At 60.9% G+C, this 24,389-nt stretch carries 26 protein-coding genes and 1 pseudogene; 13 read left to right on the top strand and 14 right to left on the bottom strand.

Translation table 11 applies throughout. The features are described 5' to 3' along the window. The first annotated feature begins 1 nt into the window (after position 1). On the top strand, positions 2-814 hold the full coding sequence (gene xdhC / locus ASG77_RS12205; protein ID WP_056345831.1) for a xanthine dehydrogenase accessory protein XdhC: 813 nt from the start codon (positions 2-4) through the stop codon (positions 812-814). A 66-nt stretch (positions 815-880) separates the two neighbouring features. Then, on the top strand, positions 881-1,393 hold the full coding sequence (locus ASG77_RS12210; protein WP_056345833.1) for a nucleoside deaminase: 513 nt from the start codon (positions 881-883) through the stop codon (positions 1,391-1,393). A 32-nt stretch (positions 1,394-1,425) separates the two neighbouring features. Here the strand turns inward: ASG77_RS12210 and ASG77_RS12215 are convergent, their stop codons facing one another. From ASG77_RS12215 to ASG77_RS12245, 7 genes are all read right to left on the bottom strand, one after another. Then, on the bottom strand, positions 1,426-2,226 hold the full coding sequence (locus ASG77_RS12215) for a GntR family transcriptional regulator (RefSeq protein ID WP_056345835.1): 801 nt from the start codon (positions 2,224-2,226) through the stop codon (positions 1,426-1,428). A 165-nt stretch (positions 2,227-2,391) separates the two neighbouring features. Next, positions 2,392-3,408 carry a sugar phosphate isomerase/epimerase family protein gene (locus ASG77_RS12220; protein ID WP_056345836.1) on the bottom strand — a complete coding sequence of 339 codons (1,017 nt, stop codon included), beginning with the start codon at positions 3,406-3,408 and terminating at the stop codon, positions 2,392-2,394. Beyond that, positions 3,405-4,616, bottom strand: a complete 1,212-nt coding sequence (locus tag ASG77_RS12225; protein ID WP_235564493.1) for a Gfo/Idh/MocA family protein — start codon at positions 4,614-4,616, stop codon at positions 3,405-3,407. Before ASG77_RS12225 ends, ASG77_RS12220 begins: the two co-directional genes overlap by 4 nt. Further along, positions 4,613-5,572, bottom strand: a complete 960-nt coding sequence (locus tag ASG77_RS12230) for a nucleoside phosphorylase (RefSeq protein WP_056345840.1) — start codon at positions 5,570-5,572, stop codon at positions 4,613-4,615. The genes ASG77_RS12225 and ASG77_RS12230 overlap by 4 nt, the downstream gene beginning before the upstream one ends. After that, a complete protein-coding gene (locus ASG77_RS12235) occupies positions 5,569-6,552 on the bottom strand; it encodes a carbohydrate kinase family protein (RefSeq protein ID WP_082576000.1) in 984 nt (327 codons plus the stop codon). The genes ASG77_RS12230 and ASG77_RS12235 overlap by 4 nt, the downstream gene beginning before the upstream one ends. Next, a complete protein-coding gene (locus ASG77_RS12240) occupies positions 6,524-7,486 on the bottom strand; it encodes a sugar phosphate isomerase/epimerase family protein (RefSeq protein WP_056345844.1) in 963 nt (320 codons plus the stop codon). The genes ASG77_RS12235 and ASG77_RS12240 overlap by 29 nt, the downstream gene beginning before the upstream one ends. Continuing rightward, positions 7,483-8,367, bottom strand: a complete 885-nt coding sequence (locus ASG77_RS12245) for a zinc-binding dehydrogenase (RefSeq protein WP_442854244.1) — start codon at positions 8,365-8,367, stop codon at positions 7,483-7,485. Before ASG77_RS12245 ends, ASG77_RS12240 begins: the two co-directional genes overlap by 4 nt. Between ASG77_RS12245 and ASG77_RS22585 the strand changes: the two genes are divergently transcribed. The 9 genes from ASG77_RS22585 to ASG77_RS12285 all read left to right on the top strand — a co-directional run bounded on the left by ASG77_RS22585 (position 8,320) and on the right by ASG77_RS12285 (position 16,307). Continuing rightward, positions 8,320-8,484 (top strand): hypothetical protein, encoded by a 165-nt coding sequence (locus tag ASG77_RS22585; protein WP_235564495.1) that lies wholly within the window; start codon positions 8,320-8,322, stop codon positions 8,482-8,484. The two genes, ASG77_RS12245 and ASG77_RS22585, sit on opposite strands and share 48 nt — an antisense overlap. A gap of 106 nt (positions 8,485-8,590) precedes the next feature. Continuing rightward, the gene (locus ASG77_RS12250; protein WP_056345848.1) at positions 8,591-9,418 is read left to right on the top strand and encodes a carbohydrate kinase family protein; all 828 of its coding nucleotides are present in this window, start codon (positions 8,591-8,593) and stop codon (positions 9,416-9,418) included. Next, complete coding sequence (locus ASG77_RS12255; RefSeq protein WP_082576002.1) at positions 9,415-10,410, top strand: ADP-ribosylglycohydrolase family protein; 996 nt, start codon at positions 9,415-9,417, stop codon at positions 10,408-10,410. Before ASG77_RS12250 ends, ASG77_RS12255 begins: the two co-directional genes overlap by 4 nt. A gap of 79 nt (positions 10,411-10,489) precedes the next feature. After that, a complete protein-coding gene (locus tag ASG77_RS12260) occupies positions 10,490-11,836 on the top strand; it encodes a sugar ABC transporter substrate-binding protein (protein WP_162254940.1) in 1,347 nt (448 codons plus the stop codon). Continuing rightward, positions 11,837-12,757 (top strand): carbohydrate ABC transporter permease, encoded by a 921-nt coding sequence (locus ASG77_RS12265; protein WP_056345853.1) that lies wholly within the window; start codon positions 11,837-11,839, stop codon positions 12,755-12,757. An 11-nt stretch (positions 12,758-12,768) separates the two neighbouring features. Beyond that, on the top strand, positions 12,769-13,647 hold the full coding sequence (locus ASG77_RS12270) for a carbohydrate ABC transporter permease (protein WP_056345855.1): 879 nt from the start codon (positions 12,769-12,771) through the stop codon (positions 13,645-13,647). A 44-nt stretch (positions 13,648-13,691) separates the two neighbouring features. After that, the gene (locus ASG77_RS12275; RefSeq protein WP_056345857.1) at positions 13,692-14,480 is read left to right on the top strand and encodes a GntR family transcriptional regulator; all 789 of its coding nucleotides are present in this window, start codon (positions 13,692-13,694) and stop codon (positions 14,478-14,480) included. A gap of 375 nt (positions 14,481-14,855) precedes the next feature. Continuing rightward, a complete protein-coding gene (locus ASG77_RS12280; RefSeq protein ID WP_056345859.1) occupies positions 14,856-15,590 on the top strand; it encodes a 5-formyltetrahydrofolate cyclo-ligase in 735 nt (244 codons plus the stop codon). Positions 15,591-16,094: 504 nt separating this feature from the next. After that, positions 16,095-16,307, top strand: coding sequence for a hypothetical protein (locus ASG77_RS12285; RefSeq protein ID WP_056345861.1), 213 nt, complete (start codon positions 16,095-16,097; stop codon positions 16,305-16,307). 344 nt (positions 16,308-16,651) lie between these two features. On the opposite strand, the gene ASG77_RS12290 is transcribed toward ASG77_RS12285, so the two are convergent. The 6 genes from ASG77_RS12290 to ASG77_RS22930 all read right to left on the bottom strand — a co-directional run bounded on the left by ASG77_RS12290 (position 16,652) and on the right by ASG77_RS22930 (position 21,089). Further along, entirely contained in the window at positions 16,652-17,551 is a 900-nt protein-coding gene (locus ASG77_RS12290) for an ABC transporter substrate-binding protein (RefSeq protein ID WP_056345862.1), read from the bottom strand. A gap of 174 nt (positions 17,552-17,725) precedes the next feature. After that, the gene (locus tag ASG77_RS12295) at positions 17,726-18,679 is read right to left on the bottom strand and encodes an SIS domain-containing protein (RefSeq protein ID WP_056345864.1); all 954 of its coding nucleotides are present in this window, start codon (positions 18,677-18,679) and stop codon (positions 17,726-17,728) included. 1 nt (position 18,680) lies between these two features. After that, the gene (locus tag ASG77_RS12300) at positions 18,681-19,373 is read right to left on the bottom strand and encodes a PfkB family carbohydrate kinase (protein WP_200950757.1); all 693 of its coding nucleotides are present in this window, start codon (positions 19,371-19,373) and stop codon (positions 18,681-18,683) included. A 198-nt stretch (positions 19,374-19,571) separates the two neighbouring features. Continuing rightward, on the bottom strand, positions 19,572-20,009 hold the full coding sequence (locus tag ASG77_RS12305) for a secondary thiamine-phosphate synthase enzyme YjbQ (protein WP_056345868.1): 438 nt from the start codon (positions 20,007-20,009) through the stop codon (positions 19,572-19,574). 232 nt (positions 20,010-20,241) lie between these two features. Then, positions 20,242-20,799: an MFS transporter gene (locus ASG77_RS22925; protein WP_327019621.1), complete on the bottom strand. Its 558-nt coding sequence runs from the start codon at positions 20,797-20,799 to the stop codon at positions 20,242-20,244. 8 nt (positions 20,800-20,807) lie between these two features. Beyond that, positions 20,808-21,089 carry a hypothetical protein gene (locus tag ASG77_RS22930; protein ID WP_327019622.1) on the bottom strand — a complete coding sequence of 94 codons (282 nt, stop codon included), beginning with the start codon at positions 21,087-21,089 and terminating at the stop codon, positions 20,808-20,810. 501 nt (positions 21,090-21,590) lie between these two features. On the opposite strand from ASG77_RS22930, the gene ASG77_RS12315 reads away from it, so the two are divergent. Beyond that, a complete protein-coding gene (locus ASG77_RS12315) occupies positions 21,591-21,899 on the top strand; it encodes a hypothetical protein (RefSeq protein ID WP_156380305.1) in 309 nt (102 codons plus the stop codon). Between the two features lie 493 nt (positions 21,900-22,392). Further along, positions 22,393-22,896 (top strand): annotated as a pseudogene (locus ASG77_RS21385) (transposase); the annotation flags it as partial. Positions 22,897-23,142: 246 nt separating this feature from the next. Here ASG77_RS21385 and ASG77_RS12320 read toward each other — a convergent pair. Beyond that, positions 23,143-24,171 carry a DUF4192 domain-containing protein gene (locus tag ASG77_RS12320; RefSeq protein WP_056345872.1) on the bottom strand — a complete coding sequence of 343 codons (1,029 nt, stop codon included), beginning with the start codon at positions 24,169-24,171 and terminating at the stop codon, positions 23,143-23,145. Positions 24,172-24,389: the final 218 nt, after the last annotated feature.

Consider the following 24,389-nt stretch of genomic DNA (forward strand, 5'->3'; position numbering starts at 1 on the left):
CATGTACTGGCTTCAGGCGCTAGAGAAACTCCGATCGGAAGGCGCACCCGGTGTCATGGCTACTGTGACCGACGTGCGAGGACATGCCCCACGCGCACCCGGGGCAAAAATGGTCATCAGCGCAGAAACATCGTGGGGCAGCATCGGCGGCGGCAACCTGGAAGCAACCGTCATTGATCGGGCACGGGAAATGCTCCTGGCTGGTTCAGGCCTACCCGAAAGCGTGACGTTTGCACTCAATGAACATGCAGCCACCGAGTACGGGCGCCAGTGCTGCGGGGGTACCGCCAGCGTCTTACTGGAACCGTTTCGCTCCCGCCCCACGATTGCCATTTTCGGCGTCGGCCACATTGGACATGAGTTGGCAAGAATTCTCTCCCGTCTGCCGGTCCGACTCATCCTCGTGGATAGCAGGCCGAGCCAGCTTGATCCCGCCTTCCTTGCGGACGTCAACGACGGCATAGCGGACATCGACTCCCTTCACAGCGCCGTTCCCGACTCCGCCTTGGCGGAGCTACCGAAGGGATCGCATGTGTTCATCATGACTCATGATCACGCTGAGGACTTCCTACTGTGCGACGCAGCCGTTCGTCGGGACGACCTCGGATCGGTCGGCCTGATCGGCTCGCGGGCCAAGTGGGCCAGATTTCGTCAAAGACTTAAAGCCGAGGGCCACGATGACGCCCGAATTGGAAGCATCACGTGTCCCATTGGCTTGCCTGACATTGGCGGGAAGAGTCCCGCTGTCATTGCCGTCAGCGCAGCGGCCGGCCTCCTCCAACTAATGGCGACCGAGCTGTCTTTCTCCGAATAGAAGCAACCGCCCCTCCGAGGCCCGTCAGCGGGCCGCTTGGCAAGGCACGAGCAAAGGAGCAGGAAAATGTGCGCCCCTTTCCCAAACAACACACGCAACGTCCTGACGGAGGACGAGACTGCCTTCCTTCGGGCCGCCATCGCGGAGGCGGAGAAGGCAAAGGGGAGGGGGCGCCACCCGTTCGGTTCCATCGTGGTGGACGCGTCCGGAAGTGTGGTGGCGCGGGCAGGCAACAACTCGATGCCTCCGGAGGGCAACCCTACCCAGCATGCCGAGTTGCGCGTCGTCGCGGCCGCCTTTGGTGTCTTGGGCCAAAATGGAATGTCCACTGCAACCCTTTACTCGAGCGCTGAACCATGCGTCATGTGCACCGGCGCAGCCTACTGGACGGGCGTGGGGCGCATTGTCTATGCCCTTTCAGAGCCTCTGCTGCTGACGCTGACCGGAGACGATCCTGACAACCCCACCCTGAGCCTGCCCTGCCGTGATGTCATCTCGCGTGGCCAGCGAAAGATTGACGTGGTCGGGCCTCTCCTCGAAGACGAGGCCGCCGCAGCCCATGAAGGATTTTGGAGCTAGAGTGATCGGCAAATGGACGTCGACGGCGATGGTCAGCGCGGCCCTTTGTGGTTCCGGCCCAGAGTCTTCGTCGAGTAGTGGAATCTGACTCGCGAGCCAAGCCACACGGTTCTCGCCGTCTCGACGAGCGCTCCACTCTGCCGGCTGATCGACCAGACTACGAACACCTGCGCATCGATGACGGTCTCCAAGAGAGCGGTCTCTGCGCTGTTCACAGACCTGACTTCCAGGAAATGATCAACCTGGTCCGGGACGACGCCTTCCGCTTCCAGGCTCTTTGAGACGGAGCCGTCCACGAGCTCGCGGCCCTGCAGGGCTTCGGCCGCTTTGCCCGCCAACCACGAATCCGTCAGGCCGATTGGGTGCTCGTTGACGATGTGCAGGCGCTTGAGGTGCAGGCGCTCCGTCCCACGCTCGCCCGTTTGAAGCTCACGGGATACTTCGTAGGGCTCGCTCTCGGCGGCCGCGTCCTTGATATGTACAGATGTGGCTGTTTCGCCGGCGGCGCGAAATCTGTCCCGCCACGGGACGAGCAACCCAAAGTCATGCTGGACCAGCCGGGGTCGTTCGGCCACGAACGTGCCCATTCCCTGTCTACGCTCCACGTAGCCGAGGTCGGCCAATGCGGAGAGGGCTTGACGGATGGTGATGCGGCTCACCTTGTACATTCGCGAAAGGTCATTCTCGGTGGGCAGCTGGAGGCCGGCTTCAAGGCCCTGGTCCATGACCGCACGCAGATCGCGCTCAACCTGCGCCCATGCCGGTAGGGGAGACGTCCGGTCGACCGGGGAAATCTTGGCTTCCAAATGGTTCGAAATGCGCTCGTCCGGCATTGAGGCTCCTGTCCGCCCTGATGGCTTGAATCAATTTGTATGATCATCATAACCAATCGGCCAGGCAGGGGAGTGATCCGGGCGGTAGTGCGCCGATCCGTAATGAAGAACCTGGCCACCGCAGGAGGACGCTGCGGTGGCCAGGTTCTTTCCACGTTCCAGCTCCTATGCTTTGCTTTCCTGCCGCGCGCTGAAGGCAGCGTCGAATCCCGCTTCAGGTGAGTCGAAGGCAAGCTTGCGGACATAGTCGAGGGCTTCGGGAGCGCCGATCAACCTGTCCATGCCGGCGTCTTCCCATTCGATGGAGATTGGGCCCGAGTAGCCGATCTCGTTGAGCATTCTGAACGCGCTTTCCCATGGAACATCACCGTGGCCGGTCGAGACGAAATCCCATCCTCGGCGGGCTTGACCCCAGGCAAGGTGTGAGCCCAACCTACCGTTGCGCCCATTCGTCATGCGCTGCTTGGTGTCCTTGCAATCGACGTGGTAGATCCGATCCCGGAAGTCCCACAAGAAGCTCACGGGATCAATGTCCTGCCACACCATGTGGCTGGGGTCCCAGTTCAGCCCAAAGGCTTCGCGGTGCCCGATTGCCTCCAGTGCCAGCGTCGTTGTCCAATAGTCGTAGGCGATTTCCGAGGGGTGGACTTCGTGGGCGAAGCGCACCCCGACCTCGTCAAAGACGTCAAGGATCGGATTCCAGCGACTGGCGAAGTCCTCGTACCCAGCGTCAATCGCGCTTTGGCTGGCAGGAGGGAACATCGCAATGTACTTCCAAATGGACGACCCAGTGAAGCCGACCACAGTCTTCACGCCAAGCTTTGCGGCGAGCCGTCCCGTGTTCTTCATCTCTTCCGCGGCACGCTGGCGCACGCCTTCAGGCTCACCATCGCCCCAGACGCGGTCAGAGAGAATATCTCGGTGTCGCTGGTCAATGGGATCGTCGCAGACGGCTTGGCCCTTGAGGTGGTTTGAGATGGCCCAGACCTTGAGACCATAGCGATCCAAGATCTCCAGCCGGCCCTCTGCGTAGCCTGGTTCATCCCAGCGCCACGGGTCGAGGTGATCCCCCCAGCATGCCAGCTCTAGTCCGTCGTAGCCCCAGGACGACGCCAGCCGGGCGACCTCCTCGAGCGGTAGATCCGCCCATTGGCCGGTGAAGAGCGTAATCGGTCGAGTCATTGGTGATCTTCTCCTTCCTTGGAGTGGCCATCACGATCGTTTGCCGGCGTCCAGACGCTCTGGTGATCCGCGCTGGTCTCCACTGCTGACAAAACCCGTTGAACCGCCAAGCCTTCGTCAAATGATGGCGACGGCTGGACCTCATTGACGATTGCTTCGACAAAGTCGCGTGCTTGATGTGCGAAACCGTGCTCGTACCCGAGCATGTGGCCCGCCGGCCACCATGCTGATATGTACGGGTGCCCGGGTTCCGTCACCAGGATGCGGCTGAAGCCTTGTTCAGTTGTCGGCAGGGTCGAGTCGTAGAAGTGAAGTGCGTTGAGATCTTCGAGATCGAATGCAAGAGCACCGCTACTTCCGGAAATCTCAACTCGCAAGGCGTTCTTCCGTCCCGTGGCAAAGCGGCTTGCTTCGAACGTGGCAAGGATGCCGTCATTAAACCGGGCCGTGAAGATCGCGACGTCGTCCACAGAGACATCACCCATCTCAGCGCCTCCCATGCCTCCCAGACCCATGGGCTGCTCCAACAGGGGGCGGCGTTTCACGATTGTCTGGGTGGTACCGGACACTGCCGCGATTCGCGCGCCAACGAGATATTGAACGAGATCGATCGCATGCGCACCAATGTCGCCAAGCGCGCCCGAGCCCGCCCGGTTCTTCTGGAGACGCCAGGCGAGGGGAACCTGCGGATCGGCGAGCCAGTCCTGGAGGTAGCTGGCCCGCACCTGGTAGATGCTGCCCAACCGGCCTGTAGCGATCAGTTCGCGAGCATAAGCGATTGCGGGTACGCGGCGGTATGTGAATCCGACCATGGACCGCACTCCCGACAAGGCGGCTGCCCTCGCAGATTCAGCCATGGCCTCCGCCTCTTCCAGCGAGTTCGCCAAGGGCTTTTCGCAGAGCACGTGCTTTCCGGCTTCAAGTGCTGCCGTCGCGATCTCCGCGTGCATATCCCCTGGTGTCACGATATCGATCACGTCGATGTCTTCGCGCGCAATTGCCTCTTGCCAACTGTCACCAGCTTCATGCCAACCCCATTTGTCAGCAGCTCCCTGAGCCGCTTCTGTCGAGCGACCGACAATGAGCTGAGGGACCGGAAACGCCGGTAGATTGAAGAACCTCGGAGCCACACGCCAGCCCTGGGCGTGCGCGGCTCCCATGAATCCGTGACCGATCATCGCAACACGGAGTTGACGAGTCGGTGTCATGATTCGACGGAGTCCCCACGTTGGGACGCGCGTGCGGACTCAGATGCGAGCGATGGCAGCCAGATCGGAAGACCTGCTTCATCGCGCTGGCGGTCCATCTTGTGAAGGATTGCCATGGCTTCGAGCGCCGTGGTGATGGCCTTATTGTGGCCCGCACCCGAGACGAAAGGCTCACCCGTCATTAGGTTGTCAGCGACTGAGCAAATGGCGCCTCCCCGCTTGTCAAACAAACGGGCCAGTGTCACGACCGCTGCCGACTCACGATCACCACACAACACTCCGGCCCGTGACCATGACTCAGCCAACTCCAAATGCCACGGCTGGAAGTACCCCCGGACAGACGGCCGGCCGCCGCCCACGTAATCCGAGTCTGCCGAACGGATCGTGCCGACGTGCGAGGCGAACCCATTCTCGTGGGCAGCCTGGGCCAAGGCGAACACAACCTCCGGCGCCGCAGCAGCGGGATAGGAAGCAGGGACGTAGCCGGCAGTCATCCCCTCGTCGCGAACAACTCCGCTCGCGATCACCAGGTCGCCCGGGCGGACACGCTCGTTCATCCCCCCGGAACCTCCAACGCGGATGAAAGTAGAGGCGTTGGAGTATTCGAGCAGATCAACCATGGCGAGTTCTGCTTCCGGAGATCCAGATCCGCCGCTGATGACCGAGATGCGCGCGCCCTTGTAGGTCCCTGTGTAAGTGGTGAACATGCCAGTCTGACCTGCAAGTACTCGGTCATCGAACGACTCGGAGATCTGCGCGGCCGGATCCCTTTCGTAAGAGCACAGGGGGTCGCGGACAACGACCAGCACGTACTCGCCGATGAGCTCCGGGTCGATTCCCGTCAGGGCGGGCTTCCCCTCGGTCAGGAATCCTCGAAGAGGGATGTTGTCCACCAGCTGGAAGCGGTCAAGGATTCGACGGTTGATCGGTGGTACGGAGGGGTGAAACCTACTCATTTGATGCTCTTCTCCAAGAAATGAACGGCTTCCTGCACCTGATTTGTCAGGCGATTGAACCGATTTCGGTGGACATGGCTCACGGCGGGTGGCCCGTATTGCCTGATCGTGACGGCGGAGCCAGCCATCGCTGCGGCGAGTGCCTCGCTGGACTTGTGATCTGTGTCGACCCATCGCGCCAGGTAGGCCCCACCGAATGCGTTGCCCGCACCGGTGGGGTCGACCAGTTCACCTGGGGGTGGAGCCGCGGCAAATGCCCCGCCTCTGCCGAAGACGGTTGCTCCTCCTGCGCCTCGGCGGAGAAGGACTTCTTCGACACCGGCGGCGCGCAGCTCATCGACTTGTTGAACGCGGGTGAGGTCAGGCTGGTCGGCGTACAGCAGGTCCAGCTCGCTTTGATTGATCGACAACAAGTCGACGTCGGCGAGTTGTTTCAGAACGTGTGGACGCTTCTCTGGATTGCACGCTGCAACATCGATCTCCCACAGGACTGCACAATTGGTACGCGCGCGATACGCGCGAAGGTCGGTCCAGAATCCGGTGTCGATAGCCTTGAAAACGTACAGGCCTTTGGCGTTCTGGTAGTTCTCGGGGACCATCGCCATTTCGGGCTCCGAGAGAGTGAAGTGGTCCAAACCAAAGCGGGGTGACTCCGTACGTTCACCGTCGTCGTGGTATCGAATCACGGTCCGTGGTGTGTGCGCGTCCACTGCGGGCATGCCCGCAGTGGCGATGCCACTGTCGATCAGCCAACCCTTGGCCTCCACCGGCAGATCCGTTCCCACGCCGCTGATGATTGCGCAACGATTCGGCCCCGCCGCCAAGGCTGCGCCTGCCGCGGCATACGCCCCGGCGCCTCCCAGATAGGGGTCCTGAACCATCCCATTGGCAAGCTCGATCTCATCGATAACGACGTGCGAGAAGACTAGGAAATCGATTTGACTTAGCAATCTATTCCCACCAAGTGTTGAAGCCGTCATCCGCGGGGGAGACCCGCCGGATCAGTTCAAGGGCCTTTTCGATGCCGTCGGCCGCACCGATGAGAACGTCTTCGTGTTCCACGCTGAGTGTTCCGGTGTAGCCGACCTCCTTGAGGGTCGTCACGAACGCCCGCCAGAACGACTCGTCGTGTCCGTGCCCGAGTGTGCGGTAAAGCCACGCGCGGTCACGCCAAGCGCTGAACGGAGCAGTTTCGAGTACGCCGACCTGGTGCGTGTTGGCTCGGCGCACCTCGGAGTCCTTCATATGGACGTGGTAAATCGCGTCTCCAAGGAAGCGAATCGCTCCAACAACGTCGATCTGTTGCCAGAAAAGGTGGCTTGGATCGAGGTTCGCGCCAACGGCCGGCCCAACCTCGTCCCGTAGCCGGAGAAGGTCTCGGGGGTTGTAGACCGCCATGCCTGGGTGCATCTCGATCGCTACACGGATGCCTTCGCGTTCGAGGAAGCGAACCTTCTCATGCCAATACGGGAAGATCCGTTCGTTCCACTGCCACTGAAGGATTTTTGGGTAGTCGTCCGGCCAGGCGCACGTAACCCAGTTGGGGTAAATAGCGTCAGGGTTGTCACCGGGGCAGCCCGAGAAATCCACAACCGTGTCGACTTCAAGGGCGGCTGCAAGTCGGACAGTGTCGTCGAAGAGTGCGATCTGGGTCTCGGCGATTTCGATTTGAGGATGCAGCGCATTGCCGTGGCAGCTGAGCGAGCTGATTTGAAGCCCGTGATCGGCTACCCGTTGGACAAGTTCGGCCCGCAGAGCTGGCTTTTGGAGCAGGTCATCCAATTGGTAGTCCATTGCCACCGACCTGCCGAAGGTCCCCAGCTCCACCACTTCACCCCCGCTGTTCTTCAGATGGGCTAGTGCGTCATCCAGGGCCCACCCTTCGTAGCAGGCAAGGAACGTTCCGCGCTTCAAGAGTTCACCCCCGCGATGTCACCGAAGGTCACTGAGCCCTTAACGTAGCCGGGTTTGCCGGAGGCGTCGAAGACTTCTTGGGCCTGTGCGGCCGGCCGGGAGTGCGTAACGAGCCCTCCGAGCTTGATGCGGCCTGCGCTGACCATTGCCGCTGCGCGGTAAAACATCTGGTGGAAGTTCTCGGCGCTCATCGGGGATCCATTGACCACGTGAATACCCTTGAGGTGCCACTCCGTGCCATCAATCTCGATCAGGCCACGCTGATGCCCAAACATGATGACCATGCCGCCCACCCTGACGAGACGTGAAGCGAGCCGCAGGCCTGCGGCAGACCCGGATGTCTCGAACACCACATCCAGCGGCCCGTTCTGCAGTCCAGGGAGGACGTAAGACTCCGGCATCGGACGACGGAAGATTTTGGCCTCCAACTCACGTTCGATTTCGTCGACGTCCTGGTCGGCGCGAATGGCGAAGTCGGCGCCGCTCTCGATCGCCCGCTCCAGCGCATCGGGCTGGATGTCGAATGCCGCGATCGACCGGACCGGGGTGACCGCCAATGTCCGCGTCACCAGCTGACCCATGTATCCGAGACCAACGACCCCTACCGCATCATCGATGCGTATGTTGGCGACGTCGACGCCGTTCACGGCACAGGCGATAGGTTCGATCACCCATTCAGACCAGTCATCGATGACCGCAGGGAGCAGGGCCGCCTGAGCCTCCTTCACACGAGTCAGATCACGGAAGCGGCCATCGCCCAGCATGGCAACGTTGTCGCCGGCTTTGAAGCGCGTGACCTTTGCGCCCACGTCAAGGACGGTACCCGCCGATTCGTGCCCCCCGAGGTACGGCGTAGGAACACTTTCATCGCCTTTGAACACCTCAACGTCGCCGCGGCAGACTCCTCCTACCTGGACGGCGACAAGCAGTTCATCGTCGTTCAGTTGGCCGATTTCGACCTCCTCAAGTCCGGTGAGACCTGGCTCTTTGATGGCTAGCGCTTGCGTAATCACAAGTGGTTCCCTTTCGATAGGTATTGATGTACGGTAGACCAAACCTATTCGGATTCACATTGTGTGTCAACGAAAAAAGGAAGGCAGGATAATGCTGCTCGTAGTCGGAAACGCGGCCACTGCGGATGGTCTCGTACGCGTGAACGAAACACCGGCGAGTCACGACGTCGGTCATATTGTGGCGCTGGCGAATCGACGTGAATTCTGGATGCCTGGCGGGTCCGCCCCGGCGATCGCGCTTGCCGCCTCTGCCCACGCACCCGTCCGACTGTGGCATCCGCTGCCGGTCGCGGAGGCCACCCCGAGCGCCCGGGAACTGCATGCCTCTTTCGAGAAGTCAGGCGTTGATGTTTCGTATTGTCCGGCCATCCAAGATGACATTCGCGCATTGCTCATCGAGGCCCCGGGTGCACGATTCGCGTGGAGCGAAGAAGGGACGGGACTAGTCCCCGACAACGTCGCGCAGCTCCTTGATGGCGTGACTCACGTAATCTTCGCGCCGCGGTGGGGGATCTGGAGTGACCTGGTCCTGGCGGAGGCCTCGGGGCGAGGCCTTGGTTGCAGCATCGTCGGAGAGATCCCGGATCTGGATACGCGATGGGACTACGTGATCGCTGACCAGCGGCAAGTGGCTTCGGCACGCGATTTGTCGGTGTCCGTGGTCGTTCAAACCCTCGGCGCCGAGGGGGCGCGCATCGCCCCTGAAGGGGCCGAAAGCATCCGTATCGACGCTGTTCCCGCGAGCGTTGTGGACACGACCGGTGCCGGTGATGTCTTCGGCGGGACGTTCATCGCGGCCGCCGTCACAGGCTATGCACTTGACCGAGCAGGGGCGCTTGCAGCGCAAGCCGCCTCGAGGCAGTGCGAAAAGTGGGGAGCACTTCCTCACTCAATTCAAGAGAAGAAGGATGAAAAATGAGTAACGTTCTTACCCCCGAATTGCGTACACGAGTCGAAGGCGCTTTGTGGGGACAGGCTTGCGGCGACGCATTCGGCATGCCGAACTCCTTCCTCAAGGACCCGTTGTGGCGGGTCAAGATGGAGGGTGGCCCGGCCAATTCGCCGTACCACGCCGGCTACGATGCTGGACGAATCACGGACGACACGGAGCAGGCACAGTCGCTCTCCGACGCCTTTGCCCGCTCCTCCAACACCCTGGACTACAAGTTCGCTGCCGAGGAGTTGGAGGCCTGGCTCGATCGTGTCGGCGGCGCGGAAAGCCTCGCGGTGGGACCCAGCACCAAGCGGGCAATGGCCCGAATCAAGGCAGGCGTGCCCATCGAGGAAGCCGGAAACTCCGGTACCACCAACGGCGCCCCGATGCGCGTTGCGGCAGTCGGCGTCTGGGCCGCAATTCACAGCTACTCCTTCGAGCAGCTCATGATCGACGTGCACTCATCATGCCTTCCGACGCACAACACGTCCGTGGCCATCTCCGGAGCCGCTGCGGTTGCCGCGGCCGTCTGGGCCGGAATCAATGGGGCGACCTGGGAAGAAACGCTCGAGTGGGCATGCAAGGCCGCAGACGCCGGCGAGGAGCTCGGAACGTGGATTTATGCTCCGTCCATTTCGGCGCGGATCCGTGAGGGTATCCGCCTGGTTTCCACCGTCACCTCCGAGCGGCAGGCTGCCGTCATCCTGAGCGAGGTAGTGGGCATGGGAGAAGCCACGGCCGAGTCTGTTCCTGCGGCGTTCGCAGCCGCCGCCTTCGCCAACCGGGATGCCGGTGTGGCTATTCGCATCGCCGGCAACTCCCGCGGTGACACAGACACGGTGGCCGCCATGGCGGGCGCCATCTCCGGAGCTTCCCGGGGCGCCGGTGACATTCCGGCCGAATGGCGGGATCTCGTCGCCAAAGTCAACAACCTGAACGTTTCCGCATGGGCCGACCAGCTGGCGAACGCGCGCTAGCGACCCGCCCCTTTCCTGCCGTATTACCAGTCATTTCCTGATGTACCACCCGAATCAACCCCAACATTTAGGAGAAAAGATGAACAAGCAGATCGCACGGCGTTCGCTGCTCGTGAACGGCGGTCTGGCCGGCCTTGCGGCGATCGTTGGACCGAGTTTTCTGACTGGCTGTGCGCCAGCGAATACTGGATCCTCGTCCGCGAAGCCATCGACGATGACCGGCCTTTGGGTGCCCTATGACACGCTCATCCAGGGGTCACAAGCAGCCATGGCCGGCTTCATCGGCTCGAACCAGATCAGCTTCCAACTGAACACGGTCCCTTGGGCAGACTGGGACCGCACAATCCGGGCCTTCCCCCAGCAGAGCACGGTGCCCGACGTTGTTATCGCAGACGGCCCGGCGTTGCAAGGTTACGCAGCAAACGACATCCTGGCGCCATTGGACGAGTTCTTCACCAAAGAAGATCTGGGAGATTTCCTGGGGGGTACGACACCGTCAGCCACGTGGAAGGGCAAGTTCTACGGCCCGGCAACTAACGAAAGCTCCCAGGCGCTGGTCTACAACAAGGCGATCCTGGACAAACACGGGATCACTCCGCCCACGGAGCTCGCAAAGGCATGGACGTGGAAAGAGCTCCGCGAGATCATGCTCGACATTCAGGCGAAGGAGCGCAAGGCACGGGGTGACGACCAGTTCTGGGGAATCTTCGTGGGGCAGGGCAACTTCCTCGCTGGAGCCACATACACCGGTCTGAACATCGTCCGGAGCAATGGGGCCAAGGATTCCAAGACCTACCAGGCGATCAGCGAAAACGGTCTGTCCGTCGCAGGTTATGCCGACACGGATGAGGCCATGGAGGCGTACCACTTCCTCCAGGACCTGTACAACGCTGATGGTCTCTCGCCGCAGAGCAAGTCGCCGGACTTCTTCTACAACAACCAGATTGCGTTCTGGATCACGAACCCCGACGTAGCCATCGGCGGAATCGCCAAGAACGCACCAAGCATGAACTGGGGTGTCAGCCCGCATCCATACTTCAAGACCCCGATCGTGCAGACCGACTCTTACCACCTGGCAGTCCCGAAGAACGCCAAGAGCATCGAATGGTCCGCGAAACTGATCGCTGACATGGTCTCCGGGCAAAATGCGAAGATCCTGGCTGAGAAGCAGCAGGCAATCCCGATGCGCAAGTCATTGCTCACGGAACTTCCCTACCTTCAGGATGAGCACATGAAGGTCTTCACGGACACCGTCGCGGAGTGGGCGGTGCCGCGTCCGGTTACACCGGGGTGGTCGGAATACGACTCGACCTACACACAGATGCTTCAGGACATTGCGACCGGGGCGGACATCCAAAAGACAGTCTCGGGTGCGGTCCAGAGCATCGAAACCAAACTGGCACGATACAAAGGGATCGTTGGCTAAATGAGTGCCACCGTCGTAAGGGGTGTCCGTTCCAATCGTAGGAGGGTCCGGACACCCCTGACATCCAAGCGAAATGCCCTGCTGCTGCTTCTGCCCGTTTTGCTGCTGATCCTCATCTACAAGTACGGGCCAATTGTCCAGGCAATGTGGGCGAGTCTGAACTCCTATTCGGTGGCAGGGAGCCCGATCGGCTTCGTCGGCATGGACAACTTCGGACTCGTCCTGAAGGACCCGGCATTCATCAACTCCTTGCTGCTGACCGGCGCTTTCGTCACCATCAAGATTCCGCTTCAGATTGCGCTTGGGATCAGCGCGGCGATGCTCTTGCGGCGAACAAGTGCGTACAACGCATTTGTCCGCGTCACCTTGGTTCTTCCCGCCGTCACTCCTGTTGCGATCATCGGTGTCATCTTCCTGTTCCTCTTCGACCGGGAAGTCGGCCTGACCAACGCGGTTATTTCAGGTTTGGGTTTGCCGCGGGTTGGATGGTTGACGCAGCCTGGCACGGCCCAGCTCGTCGTGACGTTGGCTTCTGTCTGGCGAGATGCCGGGTTCACGATGCTCATCTATCTCGCCGGCTTGACCGCTATTCCCGCTGAGGTCATGGAGGCCGCGAAAGTCGACGGCGCATCCGGATGGCAGCTCACCAGCCGGGTAATCCTTCCATTGCTGCAGCGTTCCACACAGCTTGCCGTGGTGACTACGACGATCGGGGCTTTCCAGTACTTCGCACCGATCTTCGTTTTGACGAAGGGCGGACCGCAGGGGTCCACGGACGTTGCATCGTTCCACATCTATCAGGCAGCGTTCGTCTTTTTCGATCAAGGGGCGGCCAATGCGATGGCCCTCATCTTGGTCCTGTTGATCATCGCCGTCACGGCGATCGAGCTGTGGCTGCTGCGCAGCCGATGGGAGTACTGAGGGTGAGTACAATGACGAAAACAAAGGTTCAAGTCGACACGTCACCACCGCGCCCGCGACGGAAACGGCAGATCCACTGGCTACCCAAGGCACTCAAGGTCGTCTTCCTGGTCGTCTTCCTCGGCCCGATGCTGTTGGCCGTTCTGAACGCGTTCAGATACAACGCAGACATTTTCAGATACGGCGGCACCCTCACCTGGCGATCATTCGTGCCGTTTCCGGGGACATTTGAGAACTTCGTCAGTGCCTGGCAATTGCCGGCATTCCCGTTGCAGTTGCTCAATTCAATTGTCTTGGCCGTGACACAGTCGACGGCGACCGTGCTGTTGGCACTGCTTGCAGCCTTCGCGCTGGCCCGGCTGAAGTTCCGGTTCCGTGGTGTGATTTTCTACGGGATCCTGATAACGATGTTCCTGCCCTTCGAAGCGCTTGCCGCGCCCATGTTCCTGGTGGTCAAGGGTCTCGGCCAGGTGGATACCTTCTGGGGACTCCTCCTTCCTTGGATCGCGGCCCCGATCGCGATCTTTACCCTAAGGCAGGCGATCGCTGACATACCCCCTTCCTTTGACGAGGCGGTGATGCTTGATGGCGGCGGTCTGCGGCATGTTCTGATGCACGTCATCTTGCCGAATGTGTGGCCAGCAATGGTGACCGTATGGCTGACGACGTTCATTTACGTTTGGGACTCATTCCTCTGGCCCTTGATTGTTGTGCACGATCCGGCGCAGCAGCTCGCCCAGGTCGGCATCATCAACTTGATCAACCCGAACCGAATCGACTATGGCACGTTGTTTGCAGCTTCTCTGATGGCGACCGCTCCGGTTGTGATTCTGTTCTTGCTGCTTCAGCGGTTCTATCGTGAAGGTTCGGTTTCCTCTGGCCTCAAGTAATGGACCGGTGATCCATACAATATGATTATGGGGGAGGAGAATTTATGAGTATGTTTCGCAGCCTGGACAGGGATTCGCCGATACCGGCGTACCATCAACTCGTTCGGATGCTACGCGCGAGGATCGTGCGCGGCGACTGGCCGCCGGGCACGCAGTTGCCAACTGAACTCCAGCTTGCTGCGGAATATGAAGTAAGCCGGTCAACCATACGGCAAGCGATGACCGAGCTGGCCAAGGGCCGCTTCGTGGTGCGAGAGCAGGGCAAAGGAACGTTCGCGCTCCAGGCGCCACAGTTCATCATGACGGACCTGAGCCTTCCGCTCGGTCTGGCCCAACGATCACGCAGCCAGGGACTGGAAATGGTTCCTCGTGTGCTTTCGATTGGGATCGCATCCGAACCACCGGCCCAGGCGTTCAAGGAGCTGAAGACTGACGGGCCCTTGATCGAGCTGTCAAGGCTGATGACCCTGGATGGGTCGCCGGCCGCGCACGTGATCTCGTGGATCCCTGCTGAACTGGTGCCTGGAATCGATCGGAACACGCTCGTGGAAGGCTCGGTTTCGGCGACGCTTTCGTCTGTCTACCAATTTCGACTTGGACGATACGACAATCAGTTCGAAGTCATTGGTGCCGATGCAGAGCGAGCGGAAATTTTGGACGCCGATATCGAGGACTCAGTGATCCTGCTGTCCGCGACGTGCCTGTCCATTGACAACGTGCCGCTCGAGTTCTCACGCGCCTATTGGAAGGCTGACCGTGTTCGGTTCCGATTCGGCGTTGACGTCAGTGGGGCGCTCGATGCCTCGGCGCAATCCGCCTCTAGGGTTTCCTGACATCTTCCACGACCACTAATACGCAGGATCCGTGGCCCAACGGGTCCTCCTTTGGAAGTGGAGGCCGAAGTCAGCGAGCCATTCTCCGGCAGCCCTGGGGTCGTAGTAAGCGCACGGCAGCTGGCGGCTGTTCGACAAATACCCGATGCGGCGGATCGTCTTCCTGGCACGTCGGCCGATGGATCGAAACCGACGCCCATCCCGACTAACCCAGGCTGGCCCAGCTCCGGGCTAGGCCGAGCACATGGGCACCGACAGGGAGGCCAGCCCGCGACGGATGCTGTGCCTCCCGCAATGTGGGTGCCGGTCATGCTGTGCCGCCAGTCGGGCTTCTTTACCCATCTAAAGCTTTAGAACACCCTTTAGGAGAACAACATGTCTGATTTTGACACTCAGGTTCATCGCGAACGAATCTGGGAAGGCCTCATGCGCGTGGGTCGCCCGGACTCCCGCTTCCACTGGGATTTCTCATCATTCATCGCGGACTTTGAAGACAATGATCAAGCCACCCAGCGGGTTATCGAACTCGAGTCCTGGAAGCAGGCCGATCGGGTCTTTATCACCCCGGACAATTCCACCGAGCGACTTCGTCGAGAGGCCCTCAAGGCGGGCAAGACACTCTTGGTGACGACTTACGGTATTCGTCGCGGTTTCATGGAGATCCCGGCAGGCACTGTTAGCCCCGAAGACGTGTCTTACGCCGCAACCCTTGATGGGCTCGACGTATTTGGTGTGCCCCGCACACTCGCTGACCTCACAGGAACCCAACAGCTGACGTTCCTCGCCACCGGTGGTTCAGCTGTCAGCAAGAACGGAGTGCGCTTCGGCAAAGGCCACGGCTACTTCGACCTCGAATGGGCGATGCTCTCCGAAATCGGGCTCACTTCGTCCCAGTCGGAGGTAGTGGACATCGTCCACGACGAACAGGTCGTTGACGCATACCTTGCAGGCGAGGCTCACGACGTCACCGTTACCTGGATCGTCACCCCCACCAGGACACTTCACATTGACGTTGATCGTAAGCCGGGTCATGTTCATTGGGATCTGATCCCGGGGACCGAACACGAGACGATCCCCCCGATCATTGAGTTGGCCGCTCTGCGCAAGTAATCCGGTCATCGGCGCTGCCTGTTCAACGAATGGTGCGGGTTGACTGTGATTTCCTTGCACTGGCGGTTATGAAATCTAAGTAGATGCGATGAATGCTTCGAGCCGCTGCCCCGTAAACGGTGAAGATCCCGAGTAGGGGAATCTTCGTTTGCGGGGCGGACCGGTCGGATCCCGAAGTGAGCGTGACGACGGATGCCGGTTTGGGTGGCAGTTAGCCAAGGAACTCGGCGGGAAGGTCCTGGCCCGTGAGGCTTTGGGACCCCTATCGTTCAGCTACTTCCAGGGGCCGTAATGCCGGCGGTGCAAATCACTCGTAACCGTGGAGCTTCTTGGATGAAGTCCGATGGTTCTGCTGACAGCATGACGAGACATCAGCTGGGACCAACCTGCATTCGGGGAACTGCAGGTCCGCACGAGAGAAGGCCACCTGCGAATCACCCGGTTGGAGTTTCAAAATGCCACGCCCCTCATCGGGTTATCGGTTTTCGAGTAGGGATATCACTGATGCAAGAAATCATCTCTGACTTTGTTGTCACGAACACAGCGCAACGGGACATCGAATTGAATCTGGCCATCCAGTTCGCCGCAGAATGTGCGACAGCGGGCAAACACCGGGGGATCCTGATTACGCGGCACGACTTTTCGAGATTCACCGTTGCGCTGTCGCCCGACGTTCCGTTCGGAGTCATCCATGAGCGGGACCTTGTAGCCCGCTGAGCCTGGTCCTCAGCGTGGCACGATGTATCAGGGAGGATCTCCAGTACGAAGTGGATTGTGCCAGGAGGTCCTCGCGTCCCGTCAACCGGCAATCCAACGCGAACGTTCGGAGTCGTTCAACTGTCACCTGTGCCGAATGGCCCCCACGACACCTGCCGCGCCTGGGACCCGCCGCCGCATCTGGCCTCAAACTAGCCGAGCAGCGGCTGTGCCATACAAATGGCAGCACGCCGGGGCAATGACGGGGAGGTTTCACCGCCTTACAAGGCCTCCATCGCGCTTGAGGCCAATGTAGCCGAGGTTCTCACCAACGTTGCCGAGAACCTCTGCTGCGGCAACTTGCCTTAGGGATTGCTCTGCAGTGAGTACGCCACGGCCCCGGCCGACAAGCCGTATGCGCGTGCAACGCGGCTGACGGCAAGCATGGCATCGTCATCCAGATCAAAGCCCCTCTCACCGATGCGCATGAATGCCAGCTGGTTACGGTTATGGGAGATCTCCATCTCAACGCTGCGCGTCTGATTGGCGTACCAGCTCTGGCGGAACTCAGCGGGGAAACGGGCGGGTTCTGCAGCATTGAGTTCCCAACCCCGCTCGCTTGCTCGGAGAAATGCTTTGAGATCATCGGAGAGTGTGTTGATCCGGCTTCGACGGACGACAATCGTGTTCTGGGGAAGACGGCTGTCGTCGGGGTCCAGATCAATAATCGCCAGGTTGTTCTCCAAGGCGCCGAGGTCATCGACGAGGGTGGTTTGATATCCCACGATGCCGACACGGCGACCCTCATCCAGCACGGCCGGCCGGCTCTCATAGTCTTCTATCCGTACTGATGCCAATGCGACCCCCGCCCTTGCCAATGCCCGCGTCAGTCGGGCCCTGCTGACATTGGGAACGTGCAAGGTGAAGTCAGCGAGATCGGCCAATGAGGTGGCCGTCGATTCGGATGCAACCACGCACAATGGATCAGATTTGTACTGGACCCCGACGATTGCGAGGTCAGCCCCGGAAGCTATGAGCTCGACGGTGGAGTCTGGCACGGTGATCGCAACGTCGGCGCGATCTTCCAGAAGCGCGGCCTCCGGAGAAATGGATGGGCCACCTTCGATGAACTCGACGCGCAGTCCTTCCGATGCGTAGATTCCTTGGGCGTCGGCAACGAAGAACCCGACGAACTCGGCGTCCCAGGTCCAACCGGTCTGAAACCGCAGGAGCCGGGACGTGTGGTGGTTGGTACCTGGCTGCATGGATTCACGCTCCAATATTCGAGTGCTAAGCCGATGGGTTGAAGGAACGGGCATGCGGATTTTTTCTGCATTCGAACGCCCCAACCCGTCTCTGGGAATCATGGATACGGGCGGCCCATCTCCCGCGATACCGTGCGTGCACGGTTTCAGGGGAGAGGGCCACCCGCTGGTGGTCTAGAGCTGGATGTGGCTGGCGTCCATGTTTACCGCACCCCCGCGGAAGGGCGGACGACCCCATGCCTCAGCCGCCGCGTCCGCCCACATTGCACCCGCTGCCGCAGCCGCGAGCTCAAAGAGAATGTTCGAGCGAAGGTCGCGCTCGACTGGCGGGACGAAGTCGATGCGCGAAACGGTCTGCCCAGTGCTTTCCAACGCTGTGGCGAGGCGTTTGAAGCGATCGGCGCCGTCAGCGCCCGCCAATTGCAGTGCAAGACGCGGCTCGGGGCCGAGGAAGTAATCGACATGGCCGCTTTCTTCCAGCGCCACGGTCCGAACGGTAATGCCCACGGCCTCGATAAGCTTCAGCATCCAGAAGTCGCCGGCGCATCGCAGTTCCGGGAGCGTGAGAACGGAGATGCCGACCGGCTGGGCTGGGAGTTCGCCGATCGAGTTCTCGATAACTGGCACCTGCCTTGTGATCAGTCGAGCGAGATCCGAGGTTGCATTCTTCGTCTCGATGCCCAGGAGGGCTGCAACTCCCAGTCCGAGCATAAGGTGCCCGGCACTTGGAATGCGCTCCTGAAGCCGGAGGGCCGGCACCAACTGCACCTCGTCGGCCGCCGCTGCCAGTGGCGAGCTCGCGTTGGAGGTGATTGCGATCGTTCGCGTGCCCTTGTCTCTGGCAACCTGCAAAGAGCGCACCGTTGCCGCTGAGCTTCCGGAGTGCGAGATTCCGACCACCATGTCGGTGTCGAATGGAAGCCTCCCTGTCCAGGTCAGATCTCCGGAAGAAAGGGCCCGGTGTCCGGTACTGGTTGCAAGCAGCGCCGATGACAGGGAATCGCCAGAACCTACGAAGACGGCCTTGCCCAACGGCTGCGTCGCGAGTGGAACGACGTCCTGGGCCGCGTCGAGTCCGTCGATGAGGTTTTTCAGCCTCTCGTTTACGTTCATCTGGGTTACATTCATCTCAGTTCTCTCGTGTCGATGTGATGCCGCTCAGCGGCTGTGTCAGGGGCTCTGTCAACAGGCCTTCGTGCCCCCAGTGGGACAGGGCAAGCCGGGCGGCGCTTACGCCGAATTCAGCGGCTGTGACAAGGTCAGCGCCAATGGCAAGGGCGGCAACGATGGCTGCCGCGGAGGCATCGCCAGCCCCCGTGGTTTCGACAACGTCGACATGAGCGTCCTTGACGATCCACTCTCCGTCGGAGGTGAGGACGATCATTCCTTCGCGGTCCAGGCGGGCCACCACAGGTAGCTGTAGTCGCTCGCGAATAGTCCGGGCCGCTTGCCGAGGATCCTCATGCAGGAGGCCGAGCTGTACCCTGCTGGGCAAGAGCACTGCGTTGGGGGTGGCGACTCGCTCAAGGTAGTCGAACCCTTCTTCGCGGAGCGGCACCTGGTGCGGGTCGATTCCGATTAGCAGGCCCGGTGATCCCACCGGTCGCTCAAGAGGTGAACTTTCCAGCATGGCATCCAGGACGAGGTGCTGTGGGGCACTGGGCAGCAGGCCAACTTCTGGGCCGCGGCCCCCCGGTGCGGCTTCAAGCTCGATGCCCTGAGGCGACCGGGTCTCGATGATCCTTCGGCCCTCGTTCGAATTCAGTATCCACAACCTGAGCGCCGACTTGCTTGGCTGCGAATAGTCAAGATTGATGCCCATCTCTCGGAAGAGAGATTCAAACCCCGGCTCATCGGCAGGTAGGTGTGTGAACAAGTACGGTTCTGTCCCGGCAATGAGCCGCGCACCGAGTGCCGCGAAAAGCCCAGGGCCTCCGAGCTGGTTGAAATGGGCCCCTGCACCTGCTGTTACCAGATGGTCTACTGTGAGTCCCGCCCTAACGCCAACGGTCTTCCGCATTTAGAACACCTGCAGGGCGTGCTTGATGGTGCGATCACGGGGCCCATCCATTTCAAGCAGATAGACCCCTTGGCTTCCGCCGATGGCCAGCTCTCCGCCGCTCACAGGCAGTTGGAGCGACTGCACGCCAAACACACACCGAACGTGGGCAGCTGCATCCTGCGGCCCATCGTAAAGGTGGACGAAGGGGCGGTCGACTGGGATCTGCTCTTCGATGAACAATCGAATATCTTGAAGCGTCGTGCCGTCGACACCTGAGTTGAAGATCAACGTGCAGGTGGTGTGGGGGATGAATACGTGGAGTAGTCCGTCTCCGGCGGCGCCGTGGGCCGCCTCGCGAAGCTGGGACGTTACGTCCACGTAGCTAACTGGATTCGCGTATCCCTCGGCAGGTTTTGTGTTGACGGTGAAGCTTTCCCATGTGCCTGGTGCTGCCACGTGCGTGCCCTTTCATTTTGTTCATGTGACCCCAATGGTCAGATTGTTATATTCATAGTACCAATTTGCTGTGATATTGCCACCTTCCTCCCGCTCGTCGGGCGCTGTCGCGGTGTCACCTAAGATCACCGTGACAGCGACGGCACCGTCTTCGGTCTGACGACGAGTCATAACGCCAGGTTGGCGATCAGGCTTGTCGCCCCCATCGTTGCGGCCACGGGGGTGGGGCTGGTCACGCCAAAGACGCCAACGATCGGAGAGATCCGCCCGGCGAACCCGGAGCTCGCTGCACCCAGGAGAGCGGCGGCCGTTCCAGCGGAGTGTCCGTGAGCATTGAGCCCCAAAACCTGAACGCAGGGAAACGTGAGGCCACACGCGAAGATGAAGAGCGAGAGGGGGCAATGGTGCCCCAAAGGCCCAGCGCAAAGTGATCGCCGATGACTATTAGCAGGGCGGAAGTCGCCATCAGAATTGTCGAGAAGACCAGGGTCCATTGCGGATCCCACCGTCGAGCAAGACGGGCACTTAGCTGCACACCACCTTCGATTCCCACGCAGTTGGCGGCGAAGAGGAGGCCGAACTGCTGAGGACTGAATCCATACGTTTCTTGAAAGAGGAATGGGCTTGAAGAAAGGTAGGCGAACAGTCCAGAGAAGGTCATGCCGCCGATAAGGGCGACTCCGATGAACACTCGATCTCCGAGGATCGAACGGTACCGTTTCATGATGTTCACGCGCACCTGCTCGTTTCGGCGCGATGCTGGGAGCGTCTCGCCAGCCCACAACAGCACGACGACAACTACGACGCCGAAATGGCGAGCACTCCGAAAATCCCTCGCCAGTTCATGATCGGCAGTAGTTGGGATCCAATGGCTGGCGCCAGGATGGGTGCGAGGCCGCTCACAAGCGAGAGCCTCGAAAGCACCACGGCCAGCCGAAGGCTGCCGAAGAGATCACGCACCATCGCCAGCGCGGCCACGCCGCCGTCCCGCACGATCACTGAGGGGCCTATGACGAGTTGCCCCAGCGCAAAGCCGATGGTGGTCCCGGTCAGGGTGAGTTGAATCATCGCTGCTGACACGTCGAGATCATCCTGGAGCCTCGGAAAGGGCCGGCAGGTAGAGGTCGATTGTCATCGGTCCGAGCGCCATAAGCGCGCCGAGAATGACGACGAAATGCAATCGCCACCGCGGGCTCAAAGCATCGCCGGGATGAATCGCGGTTCTCATTAGGGCGCCTCCATGGTCTCTGTAACGGTGCGGGCTACCGCATGTCTCCGATCGACCGTATTTCCGCTCTTGCGGAGGAGACGCATGGCATTGGTTTGGTTGTAGTGGCTACAATACCTATTGTCGCCTTTTGCGGCAATCTGGAAGAGGGAGAACCGTGAACGACATCCGAGTCGAGAGGATGAGCTCAACCACCGCTGCCAAAACCGGACGACATCAGGTTCGGCATGCCGGCGACGTGCCGTGCTGCCTAACGCCGGGCAGGCGGTCTGGCTGCTTCCGGGCCAGGAAGAACAATGCTGGGCCGTCTTCTCGTCGGGTGGGCGCGGGGAAGGACCATTGAGGTGCTTTCCATGATCGATATCATCGGCTGGCTTGGCTCGGTGCTCGTCGCGGCGTCGTTGCTCCAGAAACGGATGATCAGGCTCCGAATCATCAACCTCATCGCGTGCCTCATATGCATTGGTTACAACTGGTACATCCAGGTATGGCCGATGGTCGGAATGAATGTCCTTGTTGGATCCATCAACGCCTACTACCTGGCCGTGATGTTTCGTCACGGGCGCCGCAATAGGAGTCGTCAGGGAGCCGAAGCCCATGACGGCAACAATGCGGCATCACCGAGGAGCGACTCCGGCCCAGGAATAGATGTGCGGGCGTAGCGGTGGCAGAACAGCCATCGCACGGGCGGGGCATGCAGGCATCCGCCATATATGAAAGGCATCCATTGAAGTTCAAACTTCTGGCAGCGGTCTCGTTGACTGGTCAACACGGATCGAACCAAACCCTTGTCGCCAGTCACTGTCTTCTATGTCAGCACAGGGTCGCTGAGGCGAAATTCTGCGGGTTCGGTGCAGAGGAGTCCGTCCATGATCACGACGATTGAACCAGGACGTTACTTCCACGTCAGTGCCACTACGCCTCATGAAGTGGCCAGTCTGATCAGCGAGGCTGTTGGCCTTGCCCATAGAGGATCAAAGGGTCACGGGTGGTTCGGCGTGCTCATCAGTCGCCATAACCCAGGCCTCTTCACCGTGGCTTTGAGCCCTTTGGTTTCATACGGGGAGACGGCGGAGAGACCTGCGCCGTTCCCGGTCTCTCCATGATCGTCCTCTGCTCGTCTGGCCGAAGGGATCGTGGCGGACCGCTTGAGGCCCGAAAAGCAAGGACGGAGCCGTCGAAACCCTTCGCGTGCTGCGCGTCACCCGGGCCCGCACGATCCGAAGGAGCTGCAGCGCCCTGCAGCTCCTTCGGATCTCGATCGTCTCCGCGCCGGAGGAACTTCGCGAAGGTCCACCACCTGACCCGGATGCAGCTGATCCGCACCCTCGCTGCATGGCGGCCGGAAGTCTCAACCGCGACCGATCCCGTCACCGCCTATCGGGTCTCGATGAAGTCCCTGGCCCGCCGCTACGTGGAACTCACCGACGAGATAGCCGACCTGGACGAGCTCATCACCCCGATCGTCGAAGCCCTCGCACCCCCAACTCCTCGAACGCGTCGGAATCGGCATCGAAGTCGACGGACAGCTCCTCGCGGCGGCCGGTGACAACCCCGACCGGATGAAGTCCGAAGCCGCGTTCGCGATGCTCTGCGGCGTTTCACCCCTGCCCGCGTCCTCGGGAATGACAGCGGCACCGACTCAACCGCGGCGGCGACCTCTTGATCGCCCCCGAAGAACAACTGGACGAGGCAAGGTGCCATGGCCGGTCCGTGAGAAACCGAAGGCGGACCCCGCCTGCAGGACGGCGCTCAGACCGTGGCTTTGGTCAACGGTTCTGGTTGCCTTCGTCCATCGAGTCTGGTCGTCCGACCATCGTCGGCGACGTCCCAAACGGCGCACAACCCACAGTACTGTGTGGGGACACCGGAACAGATCTTCCACCGGTGGACAGCCCCAGCCGTTCAGGATTCCAGCCCTGGCGCCCGATACGCCGTTTCCTTGTCCATGTTCCAGCCGGCGATCATTCCGGTGCCGATCATCATGTCGCTGAGCTTGGCCAGGCGGTAGCCGGGATCAACGTCGAGGGCGAGTTCCAGGAATTGGTGGGCTTTGCTTCCTCTGCCTTCCCACCAATTGATGAAGGCGATAGCGGTGAGGATGGGCGCGGAGTGTTTGGTGCTGCTGTGCGTGTAGGCGTGCATCAGGAGCTGTTGGGCCCATTCGACGCGGGACCAGTTCGGCGTGCCGTGGCATTGGGCCAGAAGGACGCGGTCCGCGGGTTCGTCGATGCCGGGGATGTCGGCCATGAGATGGTCACGGATCGCGGGGCACTGCAGGTCCGCGATCAGGCTGACAGTCTGCTGGTCGCTTGGGTAGGCGCCGGCGTCCAGCATCCCATTCCAAAGCGTCCGGGCCTGCTCGAGCGCATCGCGGATGTTCAAGTCCTGGATTGCTTTCACCCGGGTCTCGACGGCGTCCGCGGTTTGGGTTTCCTTGGTGGAGGCCGGCAGGGTGATGCGGTTGGTGGGGTCGATGTTGCTGCCGCGGTAGACGAACTCGGCGTTGATCTGGCTCGACTGGGTGGCACTCAGGGGCAGCGTCAGGCGGTCCTTGGGGTCGCCGTCGTACTCGGACACGGTGTCGTCTCCGACGAGGAGGCCGTCCCGGATGGTCAGTCCGCGTTCGGCGAGGGCGCCGGTCAGGGCGGCGATGGTCGCAGCCTGGGGTTTGCAATGACCGGCACCCTCCGGGGCGGAGGTGTAGACGGCGAAGAGCACACTGGCAGCGTTGGTGTCGTGGGCGAGGTATCCGGCGACGGTTTGTGCGTAGCGGTGTTCGGTGCCGGGTTTGGGCAGGTCAACGCGGAGCGTGGCTCCGACGTGGTCGTCGGCCAGGGTGATGCAGACGAGGCTCTCACGGGGCCAGAATCCCAGGGTGTGGCCGACGAAACTGAGGACGTCGGCGGGGGTTTTGATGGTGAGCGTTTCCATGATCTCTTTCTCCTTCAGCGGCTGGCCGGCACCGGGTGTGTCTGTCAGGGTTCGGCGTCGTTCTGATAGCGGAGTCACCGCTGGGTTGAGGGTCCGGAGTGCAACTTGGGGGACCGGGAGCGGTCCAACAATTTCGCGAGGAAATAAGCGACGGAGGAGCGCCGAACGAAATTTTGGTTCGTGACCGGCGCGTAGCGCCCTGGTTGCGCGGAGGGCCC

This window comes from Arthrobacter sp. Soil762, from assembly GCF_001428335.1.
Classification (GTDB): domain Bacteria; phylum Actinomycetota; class Actinomycetes; order Actinomycetales; family Micrococcaceae; genus Arthrobacter.